The following is a 13,832-nucleotide window of genomic DNA, read 5'->3' as shown; positions in this document are numbered from 1 at the left end:
AAATAAAAAAATCCCCGCCGGGCGGGGATTTCTTATATCAGTAAGATCAGAAATTATAGGTGATACCGCCGTTGACACTGAATCCCATCCCCGGGAACAGAGTGCTGTCTTTGCCGGTGACTGAGCGGTTCGCTACAGAGGTGGTCGCATAGTGTTCGTTGGTCAGGTTATCCATTGACATATAGAGCGACCAGTTATCCGCAGGCTGATAAGTGCCTCTCAGCCCGAGCACCGCATAGTGTTTGCGCTTCTGAATATTGAGATGGTTTTCGTGATCGACGGCCATGTCGGTCGGTGCCCAGTGAATATTCGGGCCGAAACGCCAGTCGCCGATCCGGTACAGCACTTCCGCCGAGACAATATTACGCGGGATTCCGGCGATATAATTGCCGTTATATTCACCGCCCATAAAACGGAAATCATTCCACGTCCAGGCCAGCTTATATTCCACATCTCCGGGACCCGCCGGGATCACGCCGTTAATTCCTGCTTCCAGCCCCTGATGACGGGTTTTGGCGGCATAATTAAAGACGCCGGTGATATTTCCCTCTGAATCATAAGTTGTGATGTATTCATCTTTGATAAAGCTGCGGTAGAGCGCCACATTCCATTTCAGCTGTTCGGTAATATCACCGTCACCGCCGATTTCAAACGTCACGCCTTTCTGCGGATCCAGTTTTGTCAGGCGGCCGTCAGAGGAATTAATGATTTCATGGAAGGTCGCGGGCTCCTGACTGGCGCTGACGTTGGCAAACCAGCGCTGATTATCAGCCGGACGCCAGATCACCCCGGCTTTAGGGGTCCAGAAGGTCCAGTTCTGATCCAGTGAAACGGAACTGTTGCGCTTTTCCGTATCACGCCGCGCATGAGTGGCTTTGAGATCCAGATTCAGGGTCAGACCCGGTGTCAGATGAATACCGGCACCGGCGGAGGCATAAATATTGTCTGCTTTGCCGTCAAACTTGCCGATCGGTGTTTTGTCCATCTTTGTGCCGCGCCGGTTCTGCATCAGATCGGTTTCCAGGCTCATATGATCAGCCGCCAGTGCTGCCCGCCAGGAGACCGGCTCGGTTTCCATCTGCCAGCCCAGCTGCATACCTTCACTGTGGCTCTGACTGAAACGGTAATAGGCAGGGGTGGTGAAATTATCGTGGGTACGGATATACCAGACACCGGCACTGATGCGCTGATTATCGATCTGCCAGTCCGAACGGTTGGCGGCACGGAACTGCTCCACATTGCGGTGCGGATCCCGCAGCCAGACCATCGGGTAAACCTCTGTCGGATCACTGTCGAGCACGGCTTCAGAGACCGGCCCGGCGACATCAAAGCGCAGATCGGTCCAGTTGAGGGAGGTGCGGTTCTCAAAATTATCACCGGTATAGCCAAAGTTACCGCGCACGGTTTTGCGCTGTGATGAGGAGTGTTTACGGTAGCCGTCGAAATGGTCATAAGTGAAATTGATGCGTCCGTCGAAACGGCCGTCATCCGATACGCCGCCGAATGCCGTCTGTAAACCTTCGCGGCCGTAAGAACCGTATTCATAGCGCAGGCGTCCGCCTTCATCGCGGCCGGTATAGGAAATCAGATCCAGCTCACCGCCCAGACTGTTACTCTGCGGGTTCAGGCTGTTGGCGCCGCGCCGGACACTGATCATCCGCGCATCCCTCATTTCCAGGGTGCTGATATGAAAACTGCCGTCCGCATCGGTGACCGGCAGCCCGTCCTGCATCAGCAGAATGCCGCGTGCCAGCGGGGCACTCTGCACACCGGAGCCGCGGATATTCAGCCGGGGCTGATCAATACCGCCGAAGAAATTCTGCACCAGCACGCCGGGCTGATAATCCAGTGCATCATGCAGCGTCGCCAGCCGGGTATCCTTTTCAACCATAATCAGGTTGGTGCCGCCCGCGACATTCTCCAGTTTTTCTTTTTCCTGTGCGGCATCCGGTGCGAGACGGCTTTGTTTTGCAGCGGTGACAATAAGGGTGTCCGGTGCGGGTTCCGCTGCCGCAGCGGAGACACCGGCAGTAAGTGAGAGCGCGAGGCAGTGTGTCAGCCTGCGGCGGGTGATTTTGTTCTGCATTATCCCTGACCTCATAAATGTAATGGTTATCATTTTCATTTGAGGTCATAACATAGTGCAGAAAATGCGGCTTACCCTATGACATTTGTCAAAAAGTCCCGTCCGGGGATTATTTCAGCCCCAGACGTTTTGCCAGACGGTGCAGATTTCCGGCATCAATCCCGAGACGGCGGGCCGCCGCTGCCCAGCTGCCGTCACTGCGGGTAAGTGCCGTGCGGATAAGTTCCGTCTGAAAGGCATCGGTGGCCGTGCGCAGATCCTGATCGGCCTCTGCAGGATGTGTTTCCGGGCTGACAACCGGTTCAGGGATTTCTTCCGGCGAGAAGTGATGAGGCTGTAACAGCAGCTCTTCACTGTTACCGGTGGCACGCGCCAGCACAATGGCGCGGTGCACGGCATGTTCAAGCTCCCGCACATTACCCGGCCAGTGATAGTGCAGCAGCGCCAGGCGTAACGCGGGGCTTATTACCACCTGCGGCAAACCAAACGTCTGACGGTAGCGTTCGCAGAAATAGCCGGTCAGCAGCAGGATGTCTTCATGGCGTTCCCGCAGCGGCGGCACCTGTAACGGGAAAATGCTGAGCCGGTGGAACAGGTCAGCCCGGAAACGGCCTGCGGCAACTTCTGCCCGCAGATCCCGGTTGGTGGCAGCCAGCACGCGGACATTCACCCGCAGCGGCCTGTCATCACCGATCCGCTGGATATCACCATACTGTAAGACCCGCAGCAGCTTGGCCTGTAACGCCGGTGACAGCTCACCAATCTCATCCAGAAACAGGGTACCGTTATCCGCCATTTCAAATTTCCCGCTGCGGTTACTGATAGCACCGGTAAATGCGCCTTTGACATGCCCGAATAGTTCACTTTCCGCAACGGTTTCCGGCAGTGCCGCACAGTTAAGATACACCAGCGGGTGATCACGGCGGGCGGATAATTCGTGAATGGACTGCACCACCAGCTCTTTACCGGTACCGGTTTCGCCGCTGACCAGCACATTCATATCAGCACCGGCCACAATGGCTATCTCTTTCTTTAACTGCATCATGCAGGGTGAAAGGCCGATAATATCGGTTTGTCCGCCGGATTGCCCTGCCGCCAGCCCGGCGGAGGCGCTGAATGCCAGTTGCTGGTTCTCGAGCTGACCGATAAGCAGGGCGTTATTAAGTGCTCCGGCGGCCAGAGCGGCAATCAGGCGTAATTCTTCATCACTGAATGTATCAAACTGGTCCGGTGCAAGGCTGTCGAGTGTCAGCGCACCGATAAGGTTTTGCCCGGCAAACAGCGGCAGACCGGCGCAGGCGTGCACTTTCAGATGGACATGATCCGGGATCAGACCATCATAAGGGTCAGGCAACTGACTGTCTGCGGGAAAACGGACGACATCCCCGGCACGGGCGATGGCTTCCAGTCTGGGATGCGCATCCAGCCGGAAGCGGCGGCCGAGAACATCCGGCGACAGCCCGTCAATCGCCAGCGGAATAAACTGATGTGATTCATAACGCAGCAGCGCGGCTGCATCACAATTAAGTACCCGGCGCAGCGTGGAGACCAGACGCTGAAAGCGATCCTGATGACCGATATCCCGCTGTAAGGCAATAGCAATGCCGGTAAGTACATCAACTGAAAATCCCATGCGTTCCTCCGCTGTCATTATGACAGTACAATGTCATAATGACAGTTAATTGCATAGTCATTTTGACACTTATTTTTTGTCCTGAAATTTAAAATCTTTATAAAACAACAAAGTAAAAGTTGGCACGCAAATTGATTATCTCTCTGTAACGAAGCATAAAAACAGAAGGTAACTATCAAATGGCTATTCATGTAAAAAATAATGTGCATTGGGTCGGACAGCGTGACTGGGAAGTCCGCGATTTCCACGGAACAGAATACAAAACCCTGCTCGGCAGCAGCTATAACAGCTATCTGATCCGCGAAGAGAAAAATGTCCTGATTGATACAGTTGATCACAAATTCAGCCGCGAGTTTGTGCAGCATCTGCAGACACAAATCGACCTGAACGATATTGATTACATTGTGATTAACCATGCGGAAGAAGATCACGCCGGGGCATTAACCGAACTGATGGCGGCGATCCCGGACACGCCAATCTACTGTACTGAAAATGCCATTGATTCTATTAACGGACATCATCATCACCCGGAATGGCATTTTAATGTGGTGAAAACCGGGGATACCCTGGATATCGGTAACGGCAAACAGCTGATTTTTGTCGAAACCCCGATGCTGCACTGGCCGGACAGTATGATGACCTATCTGACCGGAGATGCCATTCTGTTCAGTAATGATGCCTTTGGTCAGCACTATTGCGACGAGCGCCTGTTTAACGATGAGGTGGATCAGACTGAGCTGTTTGAGCAGTGCCAGCGTTACTATGCCAACATCCTGACGCCGTTCAGCCGTCTGGTGACCCCGAAAATTACTGAAATCCTCGGTTTCGGGCTGCCGGTGGATATGATCGCGACCTCACACGGCGTGGTCTGGCGCGATAATCCGACTCAAATCGTGGAGTGGTATCTGAAATGGGCGGCGGATTATCAGGAAGATCGTATCACGATTTTCTATGACACCATGTCGAACAACACCCGCATGATGGCCGATGCAATCGCACAGGGGATCAATGAAGCGGACCCGGATGTGGCGGTGAAAATCTTTAACGTCGCCCGCAGCGATAAGAATGACATCATCACCAGTGTGTTCCGTTCAAAAGGAGCGCTGGTGGGCTCATCCACTATGAATAATGTCATGATGCCGAAAATTGCCGGCATGCTGGAGGAATTAACCGGTCTGCGGTTCCGCAATAAAAAAGCAGCGGCTTTCGGCAGCTACGGCTGGAACGGCGGAGCGGTTGACCGTGTGCAGACCCGGCTGATGGATGCCGGTTTTGAAACCACGATGTCACTGAAAGCAAAATGGCGTCCTGATCTGAATACCCTTGAAGAGTGCCGCCAATACGGACGTGACCTGGCGCGGCAGTGGGCGACCGGGGTATTACCGGCGGTCAGCAGACCGGCAGCTGCGGCACCAAAAGCGATCACGCCGCAACCGGTGGCCGCCCCGGCAGCCGCTGTTAATGATACCGGAAAAGCAAAATCATGTGACAGTGTCACCAATGTATCATCTCAGGACTTGGGGCCGTGCATGCAGTGCGGTGTGTGCCAGTGGGTTTATGATCCTGAGAAAGGCGAGCCGGTGCAGGGCGTGGAGCCGGGAACACCGTGGTCCTGTGTACCGGATAATTTCCTGTGCCCGGAATGCTCTCTCGGTAAAGATGTATTTGATGTCCTGGCGACGGAGGCCGCATGAGTGCAGGTATTGTGATTATCGGCGGGGGCTTTGCTGCCCGCCAGCTGGTGAAAAATATCCGTAAAACCGATACACAGGTGCTGCTGACGGTGATTGCGGCAGACAGTATCGATGAATATAACAAACCGGATTTAAGCCATGTGATAAGTCTGAATCAGCGTGCTGATGATCTTATCCGGCAGTCAGCACAGGAATTTGCACAGCAATATAATGTGGCGCTGTTCCCGCATACCCGGATCAGCGGCATTGATGCACAACAGCATCTTATCAGCGGTGAGCAGCAGCAATGGCACTATGACAAACTGGTGCTGGCGACCGGGGCAACACCGGGCCGTCCGCCGGTGCCCGGCAATGAACTGATGCTGACACTTAACAGCCGCGAGGATTTTCAGCGGCACGAAACACGGCTGCGTAATGCACAGCGGGTACTGATCCTTGGCAGCGGCCTGATCGGCACAGAATTGGCAATGGATTTCTGCCGGGCCGGGAAAACCGTTACCCTGGCGGATATGGCGGCCAGTATTTTGTCCTCACTGATGCCCGCTGAACTCAGCAGCCGTCTGCGGCATAACCTGTCCGCATCCGGTGTGCGGGTGCTGACCGGTACACAGTTACAGTCACTGAAGAAAACAGAAAATGATATAGAGGCGTTGTTTGATCATGATTGTGTGACCCGCGCGGATGTGGTGATTGCCGCCACCGGACTGAAACCGGATACCTCGCTGGCTGAGCTGGCCGGTCTGACTGTCCGGCGCGGTATTGTGACAAACAGTTCATTACAGACATCCGATCCGGATATTTATGCCCTCGGCGATTGCGCGGAAATTGACGGTAAAGTGATGCAGTATCTGCAGCCGATTATGCTCAGCGCGGTCTGTCTGGCAAAAAATCTGACCGGCGGAGAGGGAAAACTGACACTGCCGCCAATGCTTATCAGGGTGAAAACACCGGATCTGCCGGTACAGCTCGCCGGGGATTTTCATCATCCTGATCTGCGGTGGAGTATTGATATCAGCCGCAACGGTATGACGGCCAAAGGCCATGACAGCGCCGGAAATCTGCACGCTTTTGCGGTAACGGAAGACAAACTCAGTGATGCTTTTACGCTGCTGCGTCAGCTGCCGCAGCACTGATTTATCATGGTTTATGACTGAATTTTGAGGTAATAAAAATGACATTACGTGAAAAAACCCTGGGCGAACTGGCGCTGTCTGTGAATGGTGCATCGGCACTTTTCCGCCGTTATGATCTGGATTTCTGCTGCGGCGGAAAACGGACACTGGCAAAAGCGGCAGAGAAAAAATCCCTGAATATCGATGAAATTGAACAGGCATTACTCGCCCTGAAAGATGAGGCACCGGCGCAGGACTGGCGGAAAGCCCCGCTGAGCGACATTATCGCCTTTATTATTACCCGTTATCACGATCGCCACCGCGCACAATTACCGGAACTGATTTTACAGGCGGAAAAAGTGGAGCGGGTGCATGCCGCCAAAGCCAGTGTCCCGAAAGGGCTGACCCGGCAACTGACGGCACTGCATGAAGAGCTGACCTCGCATATGATGAAAGAGGAACAAGTGCTGTTTCCGATGATCTGCAACGGCATGGGACCGCAGGCGGCAGGGCCGGTACAGGTTATGGAAGCAGAGCATGATGATGCGGGGGATATTGTGGAGGTGATTAAATTTATCACCAATAATGTCACAGCACCGGAAGAAGCCTGCACAACCTGGCGGGTACTGTATAACGGTATCAATACCTTCATTGATGATTTAATGGAACACATCAGCCTGGAGAATAACTTACTGTTTCCGCGCGCTCTGGCCGGGGAATAGTTCAGCTGCTGATATCATGACGGAACAGCGGGATATATTGCCCGCCTTGCTGTTCCGTCAGCTGTTTTTCTTCCTCACTCCAGCCGTAGTTAATAGCATGGCTGACCGCTCCGGAGTCGCGGGTGGTGATAATCAGTGAGGCTGCCGGTGCTGCAGTGTATGCAGAGAGTACCCGGATAAGTATATTCAGTTCATCACGGGTAAAAGTAACCTGTGATGCAGGTACGGTGGTTTGCAAACGCTGCAGTAACATTGTCAGAGAATGATTCATTCGTGCGGTGTCCCTTTACCGGTATCATTAATATTACTTAATTTACATACGACGTTATCATATGACAGATAAGAGTACTACCGGCTGAATCTGAGAGTGGTCACGATGAGGGCGGGAATAAGATTCTTCTTTATCACAAATAAGAAAATCAAACACCCGTGGGTGTTTGATTTAAATGAGGCATATTGTTTATTATTTTTTATAATACGGGATAAATGTTATTTTTAATAAATCCGTTATTTGACTTCTATATTTGCTGTGTAGTATATCTTTGCCTAATCAGCGATAGCTTATGGTGACAATATGTTTTTCTGAATCAGATAAAACCGGAGTGATATTTACTTCACCAATGTTATCCGGTATTAATGTACCGTTAGGTTTATTATCCGCCTGAATACTGCTGTTATATTTGGCGGTTTCACCGGAACGGTAACATTCGGCATTGACGTTATTGCCGGATACCTGATAGGTGCAGGGGGCTTCTGTCAGTGACCCGTAGAAATTGATGACGCCGCCTTGCTGACCCTGCAATGATGCGCTGTGTGTAACAAAAGATAATGCAATACCTGCAACTAAAACTAAACGGTTTAACATAGACATATTTTTACTCTCTGTATTCGATATTAACTGAAAGTGTCCCGTTTTAATATTATGAGAAAAGTATCAGTTAATAACATCACAAATGATAGTTAACGGTTAATGATAATATATGATCGCTACGTCTTACTTTATAGTTTGAATGTTACATCAGTATTATTAAACAGACCCATAACAAATAGCCTGTCGCAACAAAAACAAGGGCTGTTATTTCTGTTCTTTTTATTTAGGATTTGTTTATTAAGTGTAGTTTATAATGCGGACATTAAAACAAAAACACTTTACTCAGTATCTATATCCTGTCCGCCCCGTTACGGGGCTTTTTTTATCCGAAATACATTCCTGTTTAAATTTGATCAATATAAACGGGAATGTCAGTTGCTGTGATTATTGAGGAAAACTCATCAAAAAACGGAGCGAATATTAGCATCAAAAATCGGGATGGGCAAAATTAAGAATAAACTGAATGACATCACCTAAGTTTATGTTTATTGGTTTTTTTATGACCAGAATCCCGGGAAACAAAATAAAATCCCCGGGATTAAATTGTAATGTTCCGTGTAATAGCTACCAATTCTGTAACACAATGTTACAAGATGTTTCGCCATTATAGAGCTTAGTGATGTTTTCCAGCGTGGTTTCGCTGATACTCAACAGAGCTTCTTCTGTCAGAAACGCCTGATGGCCGGTAAACAGGACGTTATGGCAGGAAGAGAGACGGCGGAACACATCATCCTGAATCACATCATTCGATTTATCTTCAAAGAATAAATCACGTTCATTTTCATACACATCCATACCCAGCGCGCCAATTTTCTGCTGTTTGAGGGCATTAATGGCGGCAGCGGAATCAATTAATGCACCGCGGCTGGTATTGATAATCATCACGCCGTCTTTCATTTTGGCAAATGCGGTTTCATTCAGCAGATGATGATTTTCCGGCGTCAGCGGGCAGTGAAGTGAAATCACATCAGATTGCGCAAACAGCGTGTTCAGATCGACATATTCTGCACCCAGATCCAGTGCTGTCTGGTTAGGATAAGGATCAGACACCAGCAGGCGCATCCCGAATCCCTTTAATATCCGCAGTACGGCCAGGCCGATTTTGCCTGTTCCGACAATCCCGGCTGTGCGGTTATGCATATTAAAGCCGGTCAGACCCTCGAGAGAAAAGTTAGCATCGCGGGTGCGCTGGTAAGCACGGTGAATACGGCGGTTCAGGCTCAGCATCATACCGACGGCATGTTCAGCCACAGCTTCCGGGGAATAGGCCGGAACACGGACAACCTGAATACCCAGCTCTTCAGCGGCGGCTAAATCCACGTTATTAAAACCCGCACAGCGCAGTGCGAGGATTCTGATATTGAGATCCGCCAGTTCCTGCAATACTTCCCGGTTCGCATCATCATTAACAAAAATACAGACAGCATCGGCACCCACGGCGTTTTTTGCGGTTTGTTGTGTCAGCGGGAAATCAAAATATTCGATATCATACTGAAAGCGAGGATCCTGATTAATCAAATCCATATGTTTGCTGTCGTAATGTTTGGTACTGTAACTGACGATTTTCATCGGGGTTCCTCCGCTAAAAAATAAATCGCTACACTAAACCGGATAGCCCTGACAAAATAGGGCGGTCCTGTGTTCAGAAATGATTGAAATCTGCTGACTACAGTATAACGCTTAGTTGATGTATCTGTAACCGGGGAACTGCACCTCTGAGGTCTATGAAAAAATTACTGAAAGTGCTGGTCGTACTGCTTGCTCTGCTGATGATTATCCTCCCGGCGGCCTGGCTGACAATTCCGCGCTGGCTGCCTGCCGTGGTGAAATCCTCTCTGCCGGATGGCGTTACACTGTCACTTTCTCAGCCAAAAATTCGTGCGGGTGGCCTCTATATAGAAGAAGCGGCTCTCCGCAGTAATGAATGTCAGCTGGCGGGCGGGGAAAAGCTGTCACTTCACTATCAGCGCGGCGGCCGCTGGATTATTGATGCCGGTTCACTGACCGGTGATGCGGGTTGCTTTCAGAAATTACCTTCCGGCCCTGAAGAAACAGACACTACACCGGTTGATATCGGTGCGCTGTTATCGCAGTTGCCGCCGGTGACGCTGACCGCTGATAACGTTATCCCCGCGCCCTGGCAGATGTACCGGGGAAAACTGAGCCTGACAACCGCACCCGGCCGGGGACAGCAATTGAGTTATCAGGGTGAGAACATTCAGGCGGAACTGGCGGTTGATCCGGCGCTGAACCTGACTCTGTCACAACTGGATGCCACTGTTGGTGATGAAAAATTTGCGCTCAGCGGCGCACTGACACTGCCGCTGAATACAGCGGAGCTGCCGGATAAAGGCAGATTACAGGCTGAAATCACAACCACATACCGGCCACAGCCGCTGATGGCTGCCTTTGACTGGCAGGGGCGGCAGGGTGTTCTGACGCTGAGTGAAACTGATCCGCAGACCGTGCTGCTGAATATTCCCTGGGAAGCCACGGCGGAAAGTATTCTGATTAAAAACGGGGAATGGCGCTGGGATGAGTGGGAACAGCCCCTGCGGGGAACTATCAGCGCAGAACTGAAAAACTGGCTCTCCTCACCGGCGGATATGCTTTTGGGGGCGCGGATCTCCGTGACCACGCAGGGTGTGCGCGGTAAAGGCACGGTGGTATTGCAGTTACCGGAAACACCGCTTCCGCTGACTGAGTTTGATATTCCTTTTGAGCTGGCCGGGCAGGTTAATCACAATGATATGTGGGCAGCCGGACGGGTACCGGCGGTACTGACCGGCACGTTTGCCGATCCGGTGATCCGGTTACGCTCCGGGGCACTGGTGCGGGCTCGCGGGCAGCTCAGTCCGGATTTTCTGGTGGAAGAACTGCGTCTGCCGCTGGCGGGAACCTCGCTGTCACAGCAGGGAATTTCCGGGCCGCTGGATGCTATTGTGACGGTGAATAATCCGGAGCTGGGGCGTTACCGTTTTCAGATGAAAGGCCAGGCGCGGGAATTCCTGCCGGATAATGGCCGCTGGTACTGGCAAATCTGGGGAAATGGCCGGATGAAACCGCTGAATGCGGACTGGACATTCTCCGGCGCCGGTTCCTGGCTGGATGAGGAAATCCGTATCCGGAAACTGAACACCGGATTCAACGGTATCCGCTACGGTATGATGTCGATGGATGCCCCGGCGCTGACACTGTTATCCCCGCTGATCTGGACGCGGGTTGACGGGCAGGAGAAATTGTCCGGTAAAGTGCAGCTGACCACCCGGAAAATCCGGCTGGATAACAGCTATCTGCCGTCCGCGACCTTTGATATGACGCTGGATGGCCGTGACCCCCGCGATTTTTCTGTTAAAGGCACACTGTCAGCCGGAAAAAATATCGGGCCGATACATTACTGGAGCCGCTGGGACGGTGTCCGTCTGCGTGGTGAGGCTCGTTGGCCGGAGCAGGATATGCGGGCATTTCAGACGCTGATCCCGGCCGATCTGGGGATCACACTGCGTAACGGTGTTTTCTATGCCCAGGCGGCGTATTCTGCTGCACCGGGTCAGGGATTTGTCGCCGGCGGGCACTGGGTGGTCAAACAGGCGGGCATGTGGCTGAAAGACGGCGAAGTGAGCGGCGTGGATTTTGTGCTGCCGTGGCGGCTCGCGGACAGCCGCTGGCAGCTCGGCAGTAAAACGCCTGTGATGCTGCGGATTGCGCGTGTTGAGAATCTGTTTGAAGTGACGGATATTAAAGCCGATTTGCAGGGTTATTACCCGTACGGTGATGCCTATCCGCTGGAACTGTCCGGCGTCAGTCTGGATATTCTGGGCGGACAGGTCACCATGCCGTCACTGACCATTCCGCAGAAAACCGCAGCGGTGATAAAACTGGATAAACTGAATACCGGCCCGCTGATCAATACGCTGAAAGTGACACAGTTTGCCCTTGAAGGCAGTATCAGCGGGGAATTACCGTTTTATATTGATAATCCGCAGTGGATTGTGCATAACGGTTGGGTGGAAAACGACGAACCGCTGACCCTCAATCTGGATAATCAGTTTGTTGAATCGGTCAGTGAAAACAATATTTCAGCGGGTACGGCGATTAACTGGCTGGATTATCTGGTGATGAAACGGGTGCGGACGGATGTTAATCTGACCAACCTGGGTGTCCTGACGATGTCATCAGTGGTTTCCGGCTATAATCCGGTACTGGATGCACGGCGGGCGGTAAATCTGAATTACCGGCATGAGGAAAATGTGTTTCAGTTATGGCGCAGTCTGCGTTTCGGCAGCAATCTGGAAGCCTGGCTGGAAAAGAGTATTTCACAGAATCAGGAGTAACATCCGACGGAGTCAGAATGAAAAAATGGATAGCAGGTGCGGTATTACCGCTGATGATTATCGCGCTTAACGGTTGTCTGCGGGTGGAAGTGGCCACACCGGATAAACCCATTGATATCAATATGAATGTCAAAATTGAACATGAAATTAATGTCAAAATTGACCGCCAGGTTGAAGATTTGCTGAAAAATAACTCAGCGATATTTTGAGGTGAATAATGCGTAAATTCATTAACAGCGGGCTGGCCGCGCTGACATTACTGATCAGCAGCTCTGCGTTTGCACTGACCCTGGATGAGGCCAAACAGCAGGGACTGGTGGGCGAAACCTTCAGCGGTTATATCGCGGCCGTGGATAAAGCATCGTCACGGCAGGATGTCAGCGGTCTGGTGAAAGAGATTAATACAGCCCGGACGCAAAAATACAGCGAACTGGCACAAACCAACCGGATGAAAGCGGATGAAGTGGCTAAAATCGCCGGACAGAAACTGGTGACCCGCGCGCCGCAGGGCGAATATGTGCTCGGTATCAACGGTAAATGGCTGAAGAAAGAGTAACGGATTAACGGATGCAAAAAAAAGCGCCGGATGACCCGGCGCGGAACAAGGATGATTAATGATGATACTGCTTGTTTTTGTGTTGTTATCCGGTTATGCGGAAAGCGCTTCAACGCACTGACGGGCATTCTGCTGTGCTTTTTCAGCAAAATCCTCACCCATCGAGACACCTTCGGCATAAATAAACTCAATATCGCTGATCCCGATAAAACCCAGGAACTGTGTCATAAACGGCACAATCAGGTCAGACGTCTGATCGCGGTGGAAACCGCCGCGTGCAGTCAGAACAATCGCACGTTTGCCCGTCACCAGCCCTTCGGCACCTTTTTCGGTATAGCGGAAGGTCTTGCCGGCAGCTGCAATGAAATCCAGATAGGTTTTCAGCTGTGTCGGTATGGTGAAGTTATACATTGGTGCGGTGAATACGATAACGTTGTGTGCAAAAAGCTCATCAATCAGTTCAGTCTGTAATGCATTTGCGGACTCCTGACGCTGTGTTAAGGTGCCGCCTGCGGAACCATGCATACCGGAAACAATTTCGTTATCCAGAATCGGTACCGGGTCAGCACTCAGGTCGCGGACAGTGATCGCATCATCTGCATGATTTTTCCGCCATTGTCCGATAAAATAATCCGCCATTTTGTTGGTGTGTGAGTAGTCCGCAAGAATACTGGATTTCAGAACGAGAACTTTTTGCATAGTAAACCTTGTTATTGTGATTCAGCTTATTTATTACGTAATCAGTGTATGAAAGCCGCTGTATAAAGAACAGCAGATAAATTCGGCGCATAACATCAAAAAATCTGACAATGGCCGGATACGGC

Annotated in this window: 12 protein-coding genes; 6 read left to right on the top strand and 6 right to left on the bottom strand. The window is 51.4% G+C overall.

Features of this window, described 5'->3' with window-relative positions; genetic code table 11:
* Nucleotides 1-46: 46 nt before the first annotated feature.
* Both JL661_RS09390 and norR read right to left on the bottom strand, forming a co-directional pair.
* The gene (locus JL661_RS09390) at nt 47-2,086 is read right to left on the bottom strand and encodes a TonB-dependent receptor family protein (RefSeq protein WP_062771679.1); all 2,040 of its coding nucleotides are present in this window, start codon (nt 2,084-2,086) and stop codon (nt 47-49) included.
* Between the two features lie 109 nt (nt 2,087-2,195).
* On the bottom strand, nt 2,196-3,719 hold the full coding sequence (gene norR / locus JL661_RS09385; RefSeq protein WP_062771676.1) for a nitric oxide reductase transcriptional regulator NorR: 1,524 nt from the start codon (nt 3,717-3,719) through the stop codon (nt 2,196-2,198).
* A 179-nt stretch (nt 3,720-3,898) separates the two neighbouring features.
* Here norR and norV point away from each other — a divergent pair, with 179 nt between their 5' ends.
* Genes norV through ytfE form a run of 3 tightly spaced genes read left to right on the top strand, consistent with a single transcriptional unit; the run spans nt 3,899 to nt 7,247 of the window.
* A complete protein-coding gene (gene norV / locus JL661_RS09380; protein WP_004237527.1) occupies nt 3,899-5,413 on the top strand; it encodes an anaerobic nitric oxide reductase flavorubredoxin in 1,515 nt (504 codons plus the stop codon).
* Nucleotides 5,410-6,546, top strand: coding sequence for an NADH:flavorubredoxin reductase NorW (norW, locus tag JL661_RS09375; protein ID WP_036422862.1), 1,137 nt, complete (start codon nt 5,410-5,412; stop codon nt 6,544-6,546). Before norV ends, norW begins: the two co-directional genes overlap by 4 nt.
* A 38-nt stretch (nt 6,547-6,584) precedes the next feature.
* Nucleotides 6,585-7,247 carry an iron-sulfur cluster repair protein YtfE gene (ytfE, locus tag JL661_RS09370; RefSeq protein ID WP_004237529.1) on the top strand — a complete coding sequence of 221 codons (663 nt, stop codon included), beginning with the start codon at nt 6,585-6,587 and terminating at the stop codon, nt 7,245-7,247.
* A 1-nt stretch (nt 7,248) separates the two neighbouring features.
* On the opposite strand, the gene JL661_RS09365 is transcribed toward ytfE, so the two are convergent.
* The 3 genes from JL661_RS09365 to JL661_RS09355 form a co-directional block, all read right to left on the bottom strand.
* Nucleotides 7,249-7,518: a hypothetical protein gene (locus JL661_RS09365; RefSeq protein ID WP_004239392.1), complete on the bottom strand. Its 270-nt coding sequence runs from the start codon at nt 7,516-7,518 to the stop codon at nt 7,249-7,251.
* 279 nt (nt 7,519-7,797) lie between these two features.
* On the bottom strand, nt 7,798-8,118 hold the full coding sequence (locus JL661_RS09360; protein WP_015422702.1) for a hypothetical protein: 321 nt from the start codon (nt 8,116-8,118) through the stop codon (nt 7,798-7,800).
* 564 nt (nt 8,119-8,682) lie between these two features.
* Complete coding sequence (locus JL661_RS09355; protein WP_004237532.1) at nt 8,683-9,687, bottom strand: 2-hydroxyacid dehydrogenase; 1,005 nt, start codon at nt 9,685-9,687, stop codon at nt 8,683-8,685.
* Nucleotides 9,688-9,842: 155 nt separating this feature from the next.
* Here JL661_RS09355 and JL661_RS09350 point away from each other — a divergent pair, with 155 nt between their 5' ends.
* Genes JL661_RS09350 through JL661_RS09340 form a run of 3 tightly spaced genes read left to right on the top strand, consistent with a single transcriptional unit; the run spans nt 9,843 to nt 13,008 of the window.
* Complete coding sequence (locus JL661_RS09350; RefSeq protein ID WP_062771673.1) at nt 9,843-12,452, top strand: YdbH family protein; 2,610 nt, start codon at nt 9,843-9,845, stop codon at nt 12,450-12,452.
* A 17-nt stretch (nt 12,453-12,469) separates the two neighbouring features.
* Nucleotides 12,470-12,661 carry a YnbE family lipoprotein gene (locus JL661_RS09345; protein WP_004237534.1) on the top strand — a complete coding sequence of 64 codons (192 nt, stop codon included), beginning with the start codon at nt 12,470-12,472 and terminating at the stop codon, nt 12,659-12,661.
* 8 nt (nt 12,662-12,669) lie between these two features.
* Nucleotides 12,670-13,008: a YdbL family probable chaperone protein gene (locus JL661_RS09340; protein ID WP_004237535.1), complete on the top strand. Its 339-nt coding sequence runs from the start codon at nt 12,670-12,672 to the stop codon at nt 13,006-13,008.
* 93 nt (nt 13,009-13,101) lie between these two features.
* On the opposite strand, the gene JL661_RS09335 is transcribed toward JL661_RS09340, so the two are convergent.
* Nucleotides 13,102-13,707 (bottom strand): FMN-dependent NADH-azoreductase, encoded by a 606-nt coding sequence (locus tag JL661_RS09335; RefSeq protein ID WP_062771670.1) that lies wholly within the window; start codon nt 13,705-13,707, stop codon nt 13,102-13,104.
* Nucleotides 13,708-13,832 lie beyond the last annotated feature (125 nt).

This window comes from Morganella morganii (assembly GCF_019243775.1).
Taxonomy (GTDB): Bacteria; Pseudomonadota; Gammaproteobacteria; order Enterobacterales; family Enterobacteriaceae; genus Morganella; species Morganella morganii.
This window is presented reverse-complemented; position numbering and strand designations above follow the sequence as displayed.